This is a genomic window from Streptomyces sp. NBC_01142 (genome assembly GCF_026341125.1).
Taxonomy (GTDB): domain Bacteria; phylum Actinomycetota; class Actinomycetes; order Streptomycetales; family Streptomycetaceae; genus Streptomyces.
Genome location: NZ_JAPEOR010000006.1, coordinates 1 through 17772 on the forward strand (window position 1 = coordinate 1; position 17772 = coordinate 17772).

A 17772-nucleotide genomic window follows, 5' to 3' on the forward strand; every position below is an offset into this window, starting at 1 on the left:
ACGATGGGCTCCTTCTCTCGACTGACCGATGAGCTGTTTTCGGACATAGGCCGAGCTCGAACGCGTGAGGTGGCCAGAAGCCCTGCACGGGCGGGGGGTTGCAGGAATATCGTCTTCACGAGAGAACCGCGTCCGAGGCCTGGGCGGTATCCCGATCGGACCGCGGACCCAATGCACGTGATGCAAGATCTTTTCGGGGACAGGGGCCCGCCGTGGGGCGCACACGCAACCGTCGACTGGAAGCCGTGATCCAGGAGTTGGGCCTGCCTCAAGCACGCCTGGTGGCTCGATTTCGAGCTGTCGCGGCGGAGAACGGTGCCCACGAGCTGGCCGCTACGAACCAGTCGTCCATCGCCCGCTGGATCGCCGGCACGCGCCCAAGCGGCCGAGCGCCGTCTATCTTGGCCGAGACGCTCTCGCGAGGCCTCGGCCGCACCGTCACTCTCGCCGACATCGGGCTCGCCGCAGACGAGGGTGCCGAACCGAAGCCACCGGAGTGGAGCGTCGACACGCTGACTACGCTGGTGAACCTCGGGGGCACTGACATGGACATGGATCGTCGACGAGTGCTGGTGAGCTCGGCCTACTCCGTCGCGGGCCTGGCCCTGCCATCCGAGTCGTGGTGGGAGGAAGCAGCCGAGCGCGCCCGCGCCCGCAAAGCTGTGTCGACGCATACCGTCACAGTTCAAGACGTCGAGAGCGTCCGCGAAATGGCCGTCTTCTTCTCTCGCCGCGACCAGCAACGCGGCGGCCGCGGCGTCGGGCGCACGGCACTCGTGGCCTACCTGCGTACGGAGATCGCCGACTACCTCAACAGCCGATTCCCCTCCGAGGAGGTTCGGCGCGCCATGACCTCCGCTGCCGGCGAACTCGCTTACCTCGCCGGGTGGACCGCATTCGACGCCGGGGAGCACCCCGTAGCGCTTCACTGGTTCACCGTTGCCACGCAGCTGGCTGAGGAAGCCAGGGACGCACCCCTGGCAGGCCACGTCCTGCGCGCGATGGCGCACCAGGCTGTGGACCTCAAGCAGCCGGGGCAGGCAGTACGCCTGGCTACCGACTCCATCGCCGGGAAGCGATACTCCAACGCAAGCTGGCGCGAGAGGGCGCTGATCGGCGTGGTCCACGCCCGCAGCCTGGCCGCCGACAACCGCCGGAAGGAGGCCGTGGCGGCCCTCGCCCAGGCCGAGAGGGATCTCAGCAAGGCGGGGGAGGGGGACGAGCCCGGCCGCGTCTGGTTCTTCGGCGAAGCCAGCCTCGCTCACGAAACCGCGGCCACCCTGCGCGACCTCGGAGACCTGAAGGGAGCGGAAAGACACTTCCGCCACAGCGTCCGAACCCGACGGGCCCAGTTCGCCCGGACCCACTCGGTGACCCTGGGCTACTTGGGCGCGGTGCAGGTGCAGCAGGGCCAGATCGAGGCCGCGTGTGACACCTGGGGCCAGGCGCTCGACGCAATGACCGGAGTGCAGTCGGGGCGGGCTCGGGAGACGGTCGTTCAGATGCGTCGCGCGCTCAGCCCGTTTCGTGGCCGAGGAGGCAGTCCAGCCGCCGAGCTCGACGCCAAGGCGCGGGCAGCGCTCGGCGTAGGCTGACGCGGCCAGGACGATGATCGCGGTAGCCGGCTCGGTTGCCATCCAGAGCAGAATGAAGGGGCCATCTTGTTCGACGAGTCCATCGAAGTGCCGGTGATCGGTCGGGTCGTTGGAGGCCACGCCGGACGCATCGACGACTACAAGGGTGGCGTCGAATCGATCATCCGCATCGTCCCGGCGATCCCCGAGAGCGCCTTGCAGGGGATCGAAGAATTTAGCCACCTTGAGGTGCTTTGGCACTTCAGCCTTGGCTCGGACAACGACATCGAGCTGGAGCCCCGAAGCCCCCGAGACAATCCGGCATGGCCGGCCACCGGAGGGCTCGTCCACCGTAACCATCGGCGTCCCGCCCGCATCGGTGTCTCGTACCCGAGACTGCTGCGAGTTGAGGGCCGAGACCTGCACGTCGTCGACCTGGACGCCGACGACGGCACCCCCGTCATCGACCTGGCGCCGGCGTTTCAGGAGATGCTGCCCCGCGGTCCGGTACGCCAGCCCGACTGGCCGACAGACATGTTGCGGAACTACTGGCAGAACGCGGCGGAGCGTCCCTAAGCACGAGGGCGCCGAAGCCACCGGTCGCGGCCTGTCGCAGGACACGTGCATTCCCCGAACAAGTCCGCCCAAGCAGGGGAGCCTTCCCTCTTCGCGCAACACCGGCACGATCACGGCCGCAAGGGCAGCGCTTTCGCCGATGCCGCGCACATCGCCCTGGGCTCGCACGCCCAGCGAACGCCGGCTCAGTGCCGACATCGGCCAGCCCCGTGTGGCTCCAGCGAGTGCGTGGGGTGTGAAGCGGGCTAACTCGGCGGACAACATCCGATCTCCGCGGCGGGCGGGATCACGCGAGCTGAGAGGCATGAACGGGGTCCTCGCGTCGAGGTGACACGGCGGCGCACGTCAACGCCTACCAACCGTGAGCGATCAACTGCCAACTGTTGCGACCCCTGGAGTATTGCAGCGGTCTCTTCGCTCCGTAAAGCTACTCTGAGAAAATTTCGCAGAGCGCATCTTCTCGACATGTTGAGCACGCGGTGGCGACTATCGTCACTTCGAACCGCTAGGCGTTGATGGACGCCTCACGAGCCGTCAGACTGACGACAAGTCACGGACGAGGGAGAGTACAGATGGCTGCGACGGATGACAGATCGGTCGCCCTATGCCGCATCCTGCTCAGGCTGCAGCTCCGCAGGCTGAGGGATGCCCGGGGCCTGACCGCCTCGTCGGTAGCCAAGCAGTTCGGATGGTCCACGGCCCGCATGACCCGCCTGGAGACCAAGGACACTGCGGTCGAAATCGGCGACGTTCGCCTCCTCTGCGACCTGTATGAAGCTCCACGTGAGCTTCGTGAGGAGCTGGAGAACTATGCCAAGATCACGAAGACCCGCAAGGACTGGTGGGATCTCAAGCCGTTCAAGGGCACCATCCCAGCCTGGTTCCAGGCGTACCTGGGGCTCGAGGCCGCGGCCAAGACCATCGGCATCTACCAGTCGGAGTTCATCCCGGGCCTCGCTCAGGATCCTGAGTACGCACGAGTCATCCTGAGTCTTTCGGACGCCGACGAAAGGACTCAGGAGGTTCAAGCCGAGGTCAGACTCAAGCGTCAGAGCATCCTCGACCGACCGCAGCCCCCAACCGTGACGGTCGTCCTGAATGAGGCGATCATCCGGCGGCCGGTCGGTAGCGCTGAGGTCATGCAGGGACAGCTCAAGAGGCTGCTCAAGCTCGGTGCCACTCCTCACGTCAACGTGCATGTCTTGCCGTTTGCCGCAGGGGCTCATCCCGCGATGCACGGCCCCTTCACGCTTCTCGACTTCGAAGACGAGACGGTGGGGGATCTTGCCTATCTGGAGAACCTTGTGGACGGCGGCGTGCTGTCGGAGGAGTCAGCCGTCACTCCGTTCAGCGACGCGTTCGGAAAGATTCAGGAGCTCGCTGCCTCCACTGAGGAGTCCGAGCAGATGATCCAGTCAGCCATATCGACCCTATAAACCGATGTGGACAACGAGGTGGGTCTAACGCATCGGTAACGTGCTTGAAATCCGCCGAACGGGACCGCCTCGGCTATGGCCCTCCGAAGGCCTAGGGGAGACTCTGACAGTAAGACCTCCAGGTCGAATGCCTGGAAGCTGCCGTGTTGGCAGATATGGAAAAAGAGATGGGAGAGTCCCCCTTGCAAGAGAAGCTCAAGTGGTGGAAGAGCAGCTACAGCGGTCAGAACGGAGGGGACTGCATCGAGTGCGCCGTCCCGGCCTCCCAGACCGAGGTGCTCGTCCGCGACTCAAAGAACGCACAGGGGCCACGCCTCGGCTTCACAACGCAGGCATGGACGGAGTTCGTGCAGGCTGCCGCTACTGACTCGTTCAGCCCGGCCGTGTAACTCCGCCGGATAGGACAGCTAACCGGAGTTGCGACAGCGTCCCTCCTCAAGGCAGATGAGGAGGGACGCTTCGTCGTTCTACCTTCTACCCCTGTCGACCTTTGTGGCAACAGGGCGGCTTTCGTGTCTCGTTGAGTCCATGGCCGGTCGAAGTGCGTCACGGCGCTGACGTGCTTCTTGGTCAACGAGACCGCCCACGGTGTGATTCTTCGGTGGCGCCACACAATGCGGGGGAGTGGAGGGGCTCCATGTAGTGGCTGCGGCTTCTTCCGGCCCCTCCGAGGCGACGCCAGCGGGCCCCGAATTGTGAGGCTCGCTCCGAGGCGACCTGAATCGGCCCCGCCCGTGACCGGCCCGGAGGGCCAACTGGAGCCATCTCAAGCCGCCTTCGCGGGCGGCGATCTTCACAGATCGGGCCGATTCGCGACGCCTCGGTGGTCCCAAATCACGCCGCCGTAGCCATCCATGTAGCCGTCTATGACGCGGGATACCTGAACTCCCACTGCAACCACCTTGATCAACGCTTTGCCCCCAAGCCCGGCCGACACGGGTTCTCGCCCTGACAGGCGGCGCGGTGAGGTGATCGGGCTAACCAGCGAACGCGGGCGGCTGGACGGGGGCAGGGAGCCGACGAGCAAGTTGCTTGGCCACCGCGAGGACGGTGCGGTCGGCGAGGTAGGGGCCGATGACCTGAATGCTCAGCGGCAGCCCCGCCTCGGTCTTGCCAGCGGGGATAACCAGGGAAGGCAGGCCGACAGGGCTGGTGAGGTTGAGCCAGCTGGTCTGGTCGTAGAACGAGCGCTTCTGGCCGTCGACGGTGATGCAGCGCTGCGGGGGCGGCGTATTCGTCTGGTCGGGGACGGCCGCGGTGGGTGTGGCCGGCGTGATGAGGATGTCGTGCTCGGAGAAGTACGCATCCCAGGTCGCGCGGAGCTTTTGGCGTGCTTCGTCGGCGACGCACCAGTCGCGGTGCCGCATGGTCCGGGAGTGGAGGAACAGGGCGCTCGGGTCGTCGGCCGGGATCTTCTCTGCTGCTTCGATGTCGGCGGCGAAGGCGGCGTCGGTGGCGGTGGCCGAGGCCGTGGCGTACATGAGGCGCTGGAACAGCTTGTCGCTCTCGGCGAAGTCGACAGGCCTGGTGGTGTCGTCGACGGTTGCGCCGAGCCCGCGTACGAGCTTGGCGACCTGGTCGAGCAGGGCGCGGGTGTCGGCGTCGACATGGCAGTACGCGTCGTCGGCCCAGATGCCGACGCGGTACTCGCCGAGCTTGGTCTTGGCCGGCGCCGGCAGCTCGATCTTCCAGCCGGCGCAGTCGGCGGGGGAGGGCGCGGCGATGACGTCCAGGAGGAGGCCGAGGTCCTCGACGGTCCGGGCGATCGGGCCGAGCGTGATCATGTCGCTGCTGGTGGCCCAGCCGGGCAGGCGGGGGATGTGGCCGCGGGTGGGCACGATCGGGCTGGTGCCGCGGGAGGTGCGCAGTGCGTAGACACCGCAGTATGCGGCGGGAAGACGCAGGGAGCCGGCGAGGTCGGAGCCGACTTCCAGACTGGTGAAGCCCGCGGCGACCGCGGCGGCAGGGCCGCCGGAGGAGCCGCCGGCGGTCATTTCGGCGTCGAAGGGGTTCACGGTCTTGCCGAAGATCGGGTTCGACGTCTGGATGTCCTGGCACATGGTCGGCACGTTCGTGTGGCCGATGATGATCGCGCCGGCCTTGCGCAGCAGCTCGACGACGTCGGCGTCACGGTCGGGAACGTGGTCGGTCAGGCTGGGCGACCCGCAGGTGGTGCGCATCCCCTTGACCTCAAGGGCGTCTTTCACCGTCATCGGCAGACCGTGGAGCGGCCCGAGTGGCTTGCCGGTCGTGGCGAGGTGCTGATCTGCCCTGTCGGCGGCCGCGCGGGCACCGTCGGCGTCGAGGGTGACGACGGCGTTCAGCTTCGGGTTCGCCTTGGCGATGTGGGCGAGGTGCTGGTCCAACAAACTGCGGCTGGTGATCCGGCGCTCGCGGAGAGCGGCCAGCTGGTCGCCGGCTGACGCCAGGTGCAGCGGTGTCGTGCTGCGTGATTTTTTATCGGCCCGGGGGCGTGCACTGGCCGAGGTGGTCATAGCGGTGGCGGCGGCCAGTGCAGCCGCGGTGGCGAGCACGGTGCGGCGGAGGATCACGTGCGGGCTCCTGATGTGGTGCTGGGGATGTCGTGGGTGGCCGCGCGGTGAGGCGGGGTGAAGGAGTCGGCGACCCGCTCGAGGTGGAGCACTTCGTCCGCGGCCGTCGGAAGGGGCAGGTTCACGTCGGCGTACTCGGTGGGAGCGTCGATCGGAGCGTCTGAGTAGAAGCGGATGAGCGCGGCATGGATTTGGTCGGCGGTGACGGCCGCTGCCAGCTCGGCGCCGGTGAGTCCTTCATCCGCGCGGCGGGTTTCGGACTCGGTGCGCACGGCGGGGTCGAGGTAGCGACGCAGCAGTTTCTGGCCGTGGCGGATCTCGACGCGGCGCCGCAGGAGCGGGAAGTGCGCGCTGCGGCCGTGCAGGAGGCTGCCGCGCTGGGGGTCCGGCCGGAGCAGAGTGATCTTGGGATGGGCCTGGGACAGGGCGGTCCACAGCTTCCGCAGGCGCCAGTACGACAGGTGCGTGTTCGCCCAGGTCCGCGTGTTGTCGATGCGCCGGGACAGCGTCGGAAGGAAGTAGCCGATCTGCGTGAGGGTGGCGCCGACATCGCCGCAGAGCCAGGCGTAGGGGTCGAGGCTCTTGACGCTGAACCCGAAGATCCCGCCGACGACGGCTGAGATGCGGATCGCGCTGTAGCCGAGTGTGATGGTCGCGCCGACCGCCACGAGGCGCAGGCCGGTGGCGATCGAGCTGTTGGACGCGGAGCGCGCGTACTTCCAGCAGGAACGCACCAGGTAGACCTCGGCCACGGTGTACGCGCCGATGTAGAGCGTCAGGTACACCTGGAAGAAGGGGTCGTGCGCGTAATAGTTCGAGAAGTCGGTGGGCCTCTGCGCGGTGGGGGTCAGCAGGGCGAAGAGCACTGCCATCCCGGCGATCACGCCGGCGGCGGCGAGGAGTAGGTGGCGGCTGCGGCGCCGTGCCGCGTCGGCGGGCCGGGACCAGTAGGCGAGGACGGTGGCCTGGAGCGCGAAGACGATGACTACGCAGCTCTGGGCCAGCGGCACGGCGATGTTCGTGACGCCGAAGGTGCTGTCGATGCGCACCCAGACCCAGGTGATCGAGATGGCGTAGCTGAGGGCGGAGAACCCGTACGTGAACGCGAGGGCGATCACTGCGGGGTTGCGCGGGCGCTTGCCCAGGTCGCGGAGCAGGAAGAGGAATCCTGTGCCAGCGATCACGAGGCACAGGGGATGAAGTATGTCTTTCACGGTGCTCTGTTCTGGTCAGCGCAGGAGCGTACGGGCTATGGGGTCGTCGTCGGAGCCGCGGGCGGCAGCGGCACGCGATCGTTGTACATGCTCCTGCAGGAGAGAGCCGATCAGCTCCGCCTCGAACTCGTCCGGCTGGGTGTACTCGGTCCGACCGAGGACCAGCCGGACGGTGGCGGGATCAATGTCCGTGAACACGTTGCCGAGGCCGGAGAGGTCCAGCGACTTCTTCGTCTTGCGGTGCTTGAGCATGTGGGCGAACTCGTGGCCGGCGACGATCTCGGTGTACGCGGGGCTGACGCCCTCGTCGTAGAAGAGGTAGTCCGTGGTGTCGGTGACGATCCACATGCCGCACGGGGCCGATGGGTCCAGTGAATCCGGGTCCGAGAGATCCGGCGTGAAGGGCACCAGCTGGATCTCCCGCCCTGTCGTCTGCTCCATGAACGGAAGCAGCCCGAGGACGTTGTCGACGGCAGGAAGATCCAGTTCTTCAATGAACGCTCGGCTGCGCCGCTCGACTTCCTCAGCTTGGTCGACGGGCCGGCGCGCACGACGGCTGTGCCACATGCGTGTTCCTCTCAAGAGCCGCTGAGAGGCGAGCGTAGCCGCCGGTCAGGGAAGATCTTGGTCCGGGTCGAGGGGCAGTCCTTCCTGTTCCCGTACGGCCTCGATCTTCTTCAGCACCTCGTTGAGGCTCTGCTCCGACAGGCCCATGGCGCGAAGTGCGATCTGTTTCACACCTGCCTGGTTCATCCTGCGCAGCAGCTCGAACTGTCCGGTGACCCTGAGCGTGACGGTGTCCTCGACGAAGAAGCCGGCCTCGACGCCGAAGAACCTGGCGAACAGCGGCACCAGTTTGACGGTCGGGTTCCGCTGTCCCTTGCGGAGCAGCCCGATGTACGCGCCGGTGATGTTCTCGTCGCCGTAGGAGGAGATCTCCCGGGCTACGTGGGCGTTGCTGTACTCGTCCGCGCCCGGCGGCCTGACCCGGTCGAACAGGTAGTTCAGTCGGTCGGCGAAGGACGCCCCAGGGCCGGGTACGGGAACCGGGGGCGTGGTCGGCGGCGTCTCACTGTCCGCTCTCTCGCCTGCATGGGGCACGGTGACTGCTCTCTCTCGACGTGTCTAAACTATAGTTGACGATGCGGGGGCCGGAAGTTACGTTCGCCTTCGCAAGCACGTGGACGCACCTGGATCACTGGGGAGCCCGGAAGATGACCATCAGGGGTAGGCCTGTGGTGAGCGCGCCGTGGGGCGAGCGGGATCAGCCGCTCCGAGTCCCGAACGAAGGGCATCCGTTCGCCCGATTAGTTTCGCGCGGCTGACCTTCGTCGCAATCGTGACGCAGCGTGCATGATCCGCCGGTGCATGTCCAGTGCGGAGGATGCCCTAGGGGCCTAATTCTGCCACGCGCCGCCCACGCGTCGCGCCATATGTCGAATTTGCGTCAGACGCGCCTGGGAATGGCGAAAATCGGCACCTTGCGACATTCAGGGTTCGCCGCGAGCGGCCGGGATGTCGGTGCGCACAGGTGCCTCTTTCGCGGATGGATGGAATGCCTTGCGTGAACAGGCTAAAGCATCCCTCACACCATGCGTGAGCTGCGGCGATGGTCTTTATGACTTCCTGTCAGGGCGAGGGGTATCTGTTCGGGTTTGGCCACCGTGCCAGCATCCCGGGATGCCGGAAATCGGTGGTTGAAGGTGGCCTCGCACATGTAAGTGGAATTCCTGCTTGCAATTATGTGAATCGGGTGGACATAGTGATCTCCCCCTGCGCGCTGTGCAATTGAGCCATTGCACAGGGTTGCCGATCTGTCGTCACGTAGAGCGACAGATGTGGAGGGTTACATCCCGGGTCGGATGGCGTGTGCGGCGCCAACCGACTCGACATGCAAATAGAACGCATGTTTGGGTACGGCTGTAAGGCGCCCCCGAGAGTGACACGGGGCAGGGGCGAGGAGGACGGATGAAGAGGTGGGTCTCACGGCAGAGAATCCTGATCAGCAAGAGGGCCGCAGGCCTGCGCGGGAGTGCCAGACGGCAACGACGTGCACTGCGTAAGGAGACCGACTCCATCGTCGAGTCGATGCCGGTGCCGTCACCATTCGACCTGGACGAGTTCATCGAGAACATCGAACGAGCTCGAGGACGCAGCATCCACCTGATCGAGATCCCCGATCAGCTGATCGGTCTGATCGGAGTGTGCGGGCTGTGGATCAAGCACCGCACGAAGCCCTTCGACTTCATCTTCCACGCCGGGAGCAAACTCACCTTCCACGGGCAGCAGATCATCCTCCACGAGCTCGTCCATCTCTGGGTCGACGACGCTGACGGCGTCACCGACGGAGAACTGGACCAGTTGCACGGCGGATTGCTGGTCGAGATGGTCGAACGGCTCATCGCGAACGGCCAGGTGGCCGCCCGCCGCGACTACGCCAACCACAAGGAGATCCGCACGGAGGCAGCTGCCTCCCGGCTCCACGAACTTGACCGGACCACCGAGTTCATCGAGGACACCACTGCCCGCCGGCTCGCCGAGGACTTCAGCTACCCGCTCGGCCGCCCCTAGCACCACCTGGAACCACCATGTCTGATGTGCTCGCTTACGCGATTGCTGCCCTGTTGCTGGTGCAGGCCCTGATGAGAGCCCCCTCGGCGGTGAAGGGACGGGTTCGCAAGAGATCCTTGTGGGGTGCGTTCGCCGCCCTCGCCATGTCCTGGCTGACGCGGACCACCCTCGGCCGGACCTTCCTCAACCACCTCGGGATCCCCGACCTGGCCTATCTGATCAAGCACATCCTGGCCATCACCGGGATCTGCGTGCTGCTGCGGTACATCACCGCGGTGTACGCCACCACCGAGCCTTCCGCGGATGTCCCGCGCACCGTGCGGGTCTCCAGCCTTGTGCACCGCATCGCCACCCGGGCCTCGGTAGGCACGATCGTCGTGATGGCCGGCGTCTTCTTCTTCATGCTCGACGACGTCGTCGAGGACGTGCCCTACTTCATGGGCCGGCATGCCGGCGATCCGGGCCTCGCGGTCTACATGACCCTCTTCTACCTCTACACCGCAGCCGCGGCCGCCGTGTGCGCGGTGCAGTGGGGCGGCGCCGTCAAGCAGATACCCCAGCGCCTGGTGAAGACCGGCATGGTCATGATGGCCGTCGCCATGGTGCTGGCCGTGGTGTACGCCGTGCTGCGCATCGCCTACGTGGTGCTGATCACCGTCACCCCGGTCTCCGAGGACTTCTCCCTCGCTCAGGAGGCGGTGACCGACACGCTGCTGTACGTGACCTTCCTGCTCTGGGGCTTTGGCGCGATTGCGCCGGCTTGCCGCGCGGCGGGCGACCGCTACCGGACGATGACGCACCTGGCGGCCATTCACCCGCTGTGGAGCGACCTCGCGCAGACCGCCCCCCACCGCATCCGCCAGCGCCCGCGGCGCTTCCTGGGCCGCTTCACCGTCATGGCCTACGTCAACAAGGTGCGTGACCTGCACAGCAAGTACGACGAGACCCCTGGCAGCAGGCTGCAGCGCTACATCACCGAGATTCGCGACGTGATCCTCGAGCTCAGCCGCCATGCTCCAAAGGGGCTGGCCGAGCTGTCCCTGCGGCGGGCGGAGAGCGCCGGCGGCACCGAGGGGGAGATCACCGCCGAGGCGCTGTGGATCCGTGCCGCGCGCGCCGCCTACCTCACCCATCCCGAGGGCGAGCCCGCGCCGCTTCCCTTCAGCATCGGAACGAGCCTTGCGGTCGAGGTGCCCCACTTCCGGGCAGTCGCCGCTGCGTACGGCAGGACCAGCGCCGACGAGGGCTGGGAGATCCTCGAGGACGTTTCCCGATCCGGCGCTCTGCCGGCGGTCTGATCAATCCCGAATGCACTGGAGCCGAATCCCCATGGAACCGACCACCGCCCGCTCGAACGTGTCCGCCGGCGCAGTCATCGTCGACGACCAGGACCGGGTGCTGATCGTCGACCCGGTCTACAAGCCGTACTGGAATCTGCCCGGCGGGCATGTGGAGCCGGGGGAGGAGTCGCAGGACGCTTGCCGGCGCGAGGTGCGCGAGGAGATCGGCCTCGACCTGGAGCCGGGCCGGCTTCTCGTGCGCGCGACGATCGCCGTGCCGGGGCGCGAAGCGCACGAGTACTTCGTCTACGACTGCGGCGTCCTGTCCCCCGAGCAGCAGAAGTCGATCCGGCTGCAGGAGAGCGAACTGAGGGACTACCGCTTCAGCGCGCCAGAGGACATCACCGAGCAGGAGATCCCCCCGGCGGCCCGCCCCATGTGGGACGCGGCCCTGACCGCGCGGGCCGAGGGTCGGACGATCGAGATCACGACGCCGTGAACAAGCGCCGGCTACTCGCCGTTGCCGGCGGACCCGTCCGCCTGGCCGTCGGTGATCTGGCGCATCTGGTCCGCGATGAAGTCGAGCCACTCGGGCGGCAGCGGGCCGCTGCCGTGCCGGGCGGCCTTGACGCCGCTTTGCACGGTGCGGATGCCGGCGACGATCCGCGCCGCCTCTTCCGGGCTGTCGCTGGTGAAGAACACCAAGGGGGCGTCGAGGGCGGCGGCCAACGCGGCAAGGACCGCCTCGTTGTCGGTGCTCTGGACGCCCGTCCGCAGCGCGTGGACCAGGGCCTCGTCGAGGATGGGCCGGCCGGTCTTCATGTTGCCGCGGCCGGCCAGCTCGGCGTCACTGGGGCGCTCGTGCTCCGCGTACGTCTTCTCAAGCAGATAGGTGATCTTCTCGGCGACCGTCTGGGGGGTGCCCGGTGCTACCGCGCGGGGCACCGCCGGTCTGCGTACGGCCGGCACTTCATTGCCGAACGAGCGCTCCTGGGCCGCTTTGAGCTCCGGCACGCTCACGCCGTACGCCTCGGCCAGCGGCGCCTCGAACTCCTCCTTGAGCCGGCGCATCCCGTTCTCCGCCGCGCGGACCGGCATGGCCGACCTGCTCTTGGTGTACTGCGCCGTGTCCGCCTGCTTCAGGCCGGCGTCGCAGCGCAGGTCTTTGAGGTCCGGGAGTCCTCTGCGCGGGGCCAGGACGTCCAGCGGAAGCCCGACTCGCTCGGCGAGCGCCGCCAGCTTCTCCGGCGGAGGCGTCACGCCGCCAGTGGAGTATCGCGAGATGACCGATTCGCCGAGGTTCACCGGATCGGCACCCACTTGGGCCTGGGTCAGCCCGCTTGCCTTGATCGCCTCCCGGAACTTCAGGGCGTTGAAGACACGTTCGGGCATGGGGGAACTCCAGTAGGGGTGCTCAGGATGGGCGGGGTCACTCTAGCCACTTGATCAGATCTCTGGAAGAAGATACCTTCCATTTGGTGATCGGTGGGCTGGATCCCTAGAGGATCTTATGCCCTGTTTGTTCACCCCTGAACGACCCGTCCCGCGAGGGACGGGTCCACCGGACCCGGCCACGTAATGGCCTAGGAACCTGAATGGCCGGGTCCGGTTGGTTATCCCCGAGACGGAGATCTGGATGAGTGTTGCATCAACACGCCCTCGTGTGCAGGCCCCCCACCGATTTCAGCGTCATGTCGTGTTTGGTACGGCGGTGGCGCTGGGCGCGGGCATTCTGCTCGCGCCGCAGGCGGTCGCAGCGGACAAGTGGGGCCCGGGATACCTGATCCCGGACAGCACCGGCAAGCCGGACACGTCGCACATCGGCGCCTACAACGTCCCCGGCGTTGACGGCCTCGCCTACTGCGGGGATCCCGAACTCGCCGGCCCCGACGCGGCCGGCGGCTACGGGCCCGCCAAGTCCGTCACCTCCTGGACCTCGAAGGCCACCGGCAAGGCCGCGTCCGCCGAGGACCTCGCCCGCGCCGCCTACGTCCTGGGCAAGTACGGGCAGACGAAGAACGACGAGCAGGCCGCCGCAGTTGACGCCGTCGTCTACACCTACCTCGAGTCCGGCTCGACGTACGCGCTGCCAGGCGGCAAGCGGGCCCTGGAGCGCCTCGGCTACTCCAACGTCCCGCCGTCGGTGAAGAAGTGGGCCACCGGCTACCTCAACGAAGCCGCCATGTTTGCCGGCCCCTACAAGGTCAACATCAAGCCGATCGGCGGCCCCCTCAAGGCCGGCGTGAAGACCTCCGTCACCCTCGACGTCACCTCTGCCTCTGGCCACAAGCTGTCCGGCGTCAAGCTCGACCTCGACGTCTCCGGCGCGGCCGCCGGCGCGGGGAGCGTGACCACCAACGCCGACGGGGTCGCCACCGCGACGGTGCTTCCGGCCAAGGACGGCACCATCGACTTCAAGGCCTCAGCGAAGTCCCTGCCCGCCACCCAGCTGAGCGCGCTCAGCCCGAACGACGCCAAGGCGCAGCGGCTGCTGCTGGCCGGCGGCGCCTCGAGCGCCCAGGCCGAGGTGCACCTCAAGACCGAGAGCCCCAAGGGCGCGCTGACCGTCACCAAGACCGCGGCCGACACCAAGAAGCCGCTCAGCGGCGTCGAGTTCGCGGTCAAGGACAGTGCGGGCAAGACGGTCGCCACGGGCAAGACCGACACCAAGGGGACTTGGCAGGCCAAGGACCTCGCCGCCGGCACGTACACGGTGCACGAGGTGAAGGCCGTCGAGGGGTATCAGCTCGCCGCGGACCAGAAGGCCACCGTCTCCGACGGCAAGACGGCCGACGTCACGGTCGAGGACGTCAAGATCCCTGAGCAGCCGAAGCCGAAGCCGAGGCCGGTCACCATCCCCGTCCTGCCGCAGACCGGCGCCTGACCGCCGCTGCGCCACGCGTCCACCGCGGACCCGACGGCCGCGGGGTGGTGACCGGCCCCCAGCTGGTCACCACCCCGCCGCCCGGCCCGAGCCGCTCACACTCGCAGGAATCACTCATGCCCCGCACGACCAGCACCTCCGAGTCCGACGACGCCACCTCCTCCCGCGAGTCCGCCCCTGCCCGTTCCACCCGGCGCCGCCTCACGATCGCCGCTGCCGCGGCCGCCACGGGCCTCACCTTCGCGGCCCTGCTGTGGGCGCAGACCGGCCACGACTCCGACGGCCGCACCGCGGCCGCCGCGAAGTCCAACGCCTCCATCGCCGCGCAGACCCCCGACCCGCTGACCTCCACGGCCGCGCCCACCGGCGGCGACGCGAAGGCGCCGGACAACACCGGCAAGTCCCGCGACGCCGCCACCCGCACCCTGTCCGACTGGAGCGCCGACAACCCGGCCGCCCAGGGCGACCACGTGGTCGGCGGCAAGAACGGCAGCGGCCCCGGCGGCCCCATCGGCGAGATCCTGCGCATTCCCGCCCTCGGCAAGGGATGGGCCCAGCCCGTCTACGACGGAGTCGGCGACCAGCAGCTGCGCGCCGGTATCGGGCACTTCCCGACCACCGAACAGCCGGGCCAGATCGGCAACTTCGCGCTGGCCGGCCACCGCTCCGGCGTCGCCGACCCTGCCTTCCGCGACATCGACCGCATCACCACGGGCGCCGAGATCCAGGTGACCACCGCGCACCGCATCACCTACACGTACACCGTCACCCGCGTACGCACTGTCGCGCCGACCGACGTGGACGTGATCGCGCAGGTCCCCGGCCGCCCTGACGCCACCCCCACCAAGGCGAAGCTCACCCTCGTCACCTGCTGGCCGGCCACCGGCCACTCCAAGCGGGTCGTCGTCGAGGCGGACCTCGTCTCAGCCAAGGGCGGTGCCTAGTGGCCGACGAAAGCGACCCGCAGGAGGAGACGACCGAGAAGGTCACCGTGTTGCCGGCGCGGCCCTGGCCGGTCTACAACGTCGACCGCGCCCGCGCCGAGCTCATCGCCATCGAGATGCTCACCCGCGGCGCCAGCTACCTCCGGGTCCGCCATGCCACCGGTCTGTCTCCCAAGAACGTCCGGCGCCTGCAGACCCTGGTCGCCGAGGAAGCCCAGAACCCGGCCGTCCCGCGCATCGTGTGCCGCACCCCGGCCCGCGCGCAGGCTGTCCGGCCTGGCACCCAGGCCCTTCCCCGCCCGCCAGGCCGGACGCCTCCCGCAGAACCTGCCCGGCCCAGTGAGCTGGACGAGTCGGCTGAGCCCGTCCAGATGACTCTCTCGCTCGACTGCTGACACCCGGCGCCGTCCGCCGCGCGCCGCCCGCCCTTCAGGCCCGAACCGCCACGGGTCTATTTCGCGCACCACAAATCCCAGGAACCCCTGTGCCCACGACCCTTGCACCACCCCGGCAGGCCGCCGTGCCGTCTGCCGCGGAGCACGACGTCGCCGGCCACCGCGTGCCCTCCAGCGGTCAGTGGATGTCCACGACCGACGGGCGCATCGCGCCGAGCGGCGAGGCCTGGCTCGAAGCCGTGTACTGGTTCTACAAGTACGGCCCCTACTCCGCCGGGCGCGCCCACGGGCCCAAGAAGTTCGGCGGCACCACCCTGCGCATGGCGAAGGCGATCGCCCACCTCACCGAGTGCCGCCCCAGCATCGGCAACCTGGTCGAGTGGCTGAAGCTCTCCGAGCGCACGGTCAAGTACCACCTCGCCATGCTCCGGGAGAGCGGCCTGCTCACCTACCGCTCCAAGGGCACCCGCGTCGCCGGATCCGGCGGACGGGCCAGCGAGTTCGAACGCACCATCCCCCAGGTCTTCGACGACGCCGCAGGACTGCGCACCGGCCCCTCGGACAAGCTCATCCGCGCCGTGCACGGCTTCTCCCCGGAGAAGATCCCGCTGCTCAAGGAGCTCCACGCCGCCGCCCGCCCGCCCCGGCGCAAGAAGCGGACAAAGGGTGCTAACCGCCGTGCTGTGAAGGCCACTTCGGGAACCTCGTCTTGCACCCCAATGGTGGTTAGTACTTCTAGTTCTTCTACTGCGGGTGATCTCAACTCTCCCTCTGAGAGCAAGCTCGCCAGCGGGCAGCACAAGTCCCCCTCCCCGAAGAAGCCCACCCGCCGCACGCTCAACGCGACCGGACGCCGCTACCAGCTCGCCGCCGAGCTCATCCAGCAGGTCAGCTGGCTCGGCCGCGCCGCAGTCCCGCGGATCGCCTGGATCGTGCGCCACGTCGCCGACGCCGGTTGGAGCACCGCCGAGGTCATCGCCGTCGTCGGACTCGAAGCCCCGGCCCGCCGCGTCCACCGCCCCTCCGGCTTCCTCGCCAACCGGCTCAAGGGCGCCCACCTGCTGTACGACACCCCTGCCAAGCGCGCCGCGATCGTCGACCACTGGCGGGACTCCCGCCACGCCGAACACGACCGGCACGCCGAGTGGTGGGAAGGCGACTGCCGCAGGCCCGCCAGCCGCGCCGTGGCGCGCGAGGTCGACGCGGCCTTCGCCCAGCTGCAGCGGCCGTCCGCCCCGGCGCAGGAGGACCGCGAACTCGCCGTCGGCGACGACGGCCTGGTCGACCTCGAGCAGCTCACCCGCGACGAGGTCATCGAACTGCGCGCCGCCGCGCTCAAGGACCCCGCCCTCGTCCGCGCCACCGTCCACGCCTGCGGCGAGACGTACGCCCGCCGGCTGTTCACCTCCGCCCTGGTCGACCAGGTCCAGCGCCTCACCCGCCTCGGCCGCACCGTCGTGCACAGCTGGAGGCAGGCGTGAGCACCGAGGAGCCCACCGGCGTGGACCTCGCGCGCGTCGCCCTGGCCGCCGCGAAGAAGGCCGCCAAGGAGCGCGGCGTCACTACGTCGGCCAAGCGGACCACGAAGCGCCGGCCGTCCGCCCGCCGCAACGGCCGCGACCCCATGGGACTCGGCGGCGCCCTGGCCCAGCTCGTCACCGAGCGCGGCTGGGAGACCCCCGCGGCAGGCGGATCCGTGATGGACCAGTGGCAGACGATCGCCACACCCGAGATCGCCGACCAGCTGCGGGCCGTGGCCTTCGACAAGAGCACCGGACGACTCGACCTGCTCCCGGCCACCAACGCCTGGGCCACCCAGGCCCGCCTGATCAGCGCTCAGCTCATACGGCAGGCCAACGCCGCGGTCGGCACCGAAGCGGTCCGCCAGATCCGGGTCCTCCCCGTCGGCTCGCGTACCGCCGCACCCGCCGAGCCCGCCGCGGCACCTCCGGCGCCCGCCCCGCGCGGAGAGATCCGCACCCGCGAGACCGCCTCGGCCGGCTACCACCACGCACGGGCTTCGATCGCGATCGAGCCCGCCGTCCCGTCCCAACGGCCGGTCCGCACCCGCGAAGACGGATGCGACGGCTACCAGCAGGCCCGCGCCCTGGTGAAGAGCCCGCCCACCCCGCCCACCACCGGCCAGGCGCCGGTCCGCACCCGGGACGACGGGTGCGACGGCTACCGCGAGGCCATCGCCCAGGTCGGCGCCCCCGTCCCCACCCGCGGCCAGAGCGAGGCCCAGGTCCGCACCCGGGAGACGGCCTCCCCCGGATACCAGCTCACCCGTCGCGCGCTCCTGGACGGCAAGAGCCGCGGCCGGGCCCGCCCCGCATGACCACGCCG

The 17772-nt window shown here is 68.4% G+C and carries 17 protein-coding genes; 12 read left to right on the forward strand and 5 right to left on the reverse strand.

What is annotated here, in order from left to right; all coding sequences use genetic code 11:
• The first annotated feature begins 212 nt into the window (after positions 1-212).
• From OG883_RS44320 to OG883_RS44335, 4 genes are all read left to right on the forward strand, one after another.
• Positions 213-1595 carry a Tat pathway signal protein gene (locus tag OG883_RS44320; RefSeq protein WP_266554224.1) on the forward strand — a complete coding sequence of 461 codons (1383 nt, stop codon included), beginning with the start codon at positions 213-215 and terminating at the stop codon, positions 1593-1595.
• Between the two features lie 66 nt (positions 1596-1661).
• On the forward strand, positions 1662-2150 hold the full coding sequence (locus OG883_RS44325) for a TrmO family methyltransferase (protein WP_266554226.1): 489 nt from the start codon (positions 1662-1664) through the stop codon (positions 2148-2150).
• Between the two features lie 572 nt (positions 2151-2722).
• Entirely contained in the window at positions 2723-3586 is an 864-nt protein-coding gene (locus tag OG883_RS44330; RefSeq protein ID WP_266554228.1) for a helix-turn-helix transcriptional regulator, read from the forward strand.
• Between the two features lie 167 nt (positions 3587-3753).
• Complete coding sequence (locus tag OG883_RS44335; RefSeq protein ID WP_266554230.1) at positions 3754-3975, forward strand: DUF397 domain-containing protein; 222 nt, start codon at positions 3754-3756, stop codon at positions 3973-3975.
• A 588-nt stretch (positions 3976-4563) separates the two neighbouring features.
• Here OG883_RS44335 and OG883_RS44340 read toward each other — a convergent pair.
• From OG883_RS44340 to OG883_RS44355, 4 genes are read right to left on the reverse strand one after another with little or no spacing between them, the layout of a single operon-like run.
• The gene (locus tag OG883_RS44340; RefSeq protein WP_266554232.1) at positions 4564-6138 is read right to left on the reverse strand and encodes an amidase family protein; all 1575 of its coding nucleotides are present in this window, start codon (positions 6136-6138) and stop codon (positions 4564-4566) included.
• Complete coding sequence (locus OG883_RS44345) at positions 6135-7322, reverse strand: MAB_1171c family putative transporter (protein WP_266554234.1); 1188 nt, start codon at positions 7320-7322, stop codon at positions 6135-6137. The genes OG883_RS44340 and OG883_RS44345 overlap by 4 nt, the downstream gene beginning before the upstream one ends.
• Positions 7323-7367: 45 nt before the next feature.
• Complete coding sequence (locus OG883_RS44350; protein ID WP_266554236.1) at positions 7368-7919, reverse strand: hypothetical protein; 552 nt, start codon at positions 7917-7919, stop codon at positions 7368-7370.
• A 45-nt stretch (positions 7920-7964) separates the two neighbouring features.
• Positions 7965-8453: a hypothetical protein gene (locus OG883_RS44355; RefSeq protein WP_266554238.1), complete on the reverse strand. Its 489-nt coding sequence runs from the start codon at positions 8451-8453 to the stop codon at positions 7965-7967.
• Between the two features lie 867 nt (positions 8454-9320).
• Here OG883_RS44355 and OG883_RS44360 point away from each other — a divergent pair.
• The 3 genes from OG883_RS44360 to OG883_RS44370 are packed head-to-tail and all read left to right on the forward strand — an operon-like array spanning position 9321 to position 11702.
• A complete protein-coding gene (locus OG883_RS44360) occupies positions 9321-9923 on the forward strand; it encodes a hypothetical protein (RefSeq protein ID WP_266554240.1) in 603 nt (200 codons plus the stop codon).
• Positions 9924-9940: 17 nt separating this feature from the next.
• Entirely contained in the window at positions 9941-11221 is a 1281-nt protein-coding gene (locus OG883_RS44365; RefSeq protein ID WP_266554242.1) for an MAB_1171c family putative transporter, read from the forward strand.
• 31 nt (positions 11222-11252) lie between these two features.
• A complete protein-coding gene (locus OG883_RS44370; protein ID WP_266554244.1) occupies positions 11253-11702 on the forward strand; it encodes an NUDIX hydrolase in 450 nt (149 codons plus the stop codon).
• 11 nt (positions 11703-11713) lie between these two features.
• Here the strand turns inward: OG883_RS44370 and OG883_RS44375 are convergent, their stop codons facing one another.
• The gene (locus tag OG883_RS44375) at positions 11714-12595 is read right to left on the reverse strand and encodes a helix-turn-helix transcriptional regulator (RefSeq protein WP_266554246.1); all 882 of its coding nucleotides are present in this window, start codon (positions 12593-12595) and stop codon (positions 11714-11716) included.
• Between the two features lie 304 nt (positions 12596-12899).
• On the opposite strand from OG883_RS44375, the gene OG883_RS44380 reads away from it, so the two are divergent.
• The 5 genes from OG883_RS44380 (at position 12900) to OG883_RS44400 (ending at position 17764) form a co-directional block, all read left to right on the forward strand.
• Positions 12900-14087 carry a collagen binding domain-containing protein gene (locus OG883_RS44380; protein WP_266554248.1) on the forward strand — a complete coding sequence of 396 codons (1188 nt, stop codon included), beginning with the start codon at positions 12900-12902 and terminating at the stop codon, positions 14085-14087.
• Positions 14088-14203: 116 nt separating this feature from the next.
• Positions 14204-15031 (forward strand): sortase, encoded by an 828-nt coding sequence (locus tag OG883_RS44385; RefSeq protein ID WP_266554254.1) that lies wholly within the window; start codon positions 14204-14206, stop codon positions 15029-15031.
• Positions 15031-15426, forward strand: a complete 396-nt coding sequence (locus tag OG883_RS44390) for a hypothetical protein (RefSeq protein WP_266554256.1) — start codon at positions 15031-15033, stop codon at positions 15424-15426. The genes OG883_RS44385 and OG883_RS44390 overlap by 1 nt, the downstream gene beginning before the upstream one ends.
• A gap of 89 nt (positions 15427-15515) precedes the next feature.
• Complete coding sequence (locus OG883_RS44395; RefSeq protein WP_266554258.1) at positions 15516-16907, forward strand: helix-turn-helix domain-containing protein; 1392 nt, start codon at positions 15516-15518, stop codon at positions 16905-16907.
• Positions 16904-17764, forward strand: coding sequence for a DUF721 domain-containing protein (locus tag OG883_RS44400; protein ID WP_266554260.1), 861 nt, complete (start codon positions 16904-16906; stop codon positions 17762-17764). Before OG883_RS44395 ends, OG883_RS44400 begins: the two co-directional genes overlap by 4 nt.
• Positions 17765-17772 lie beyond the last annotated feature (8 nt).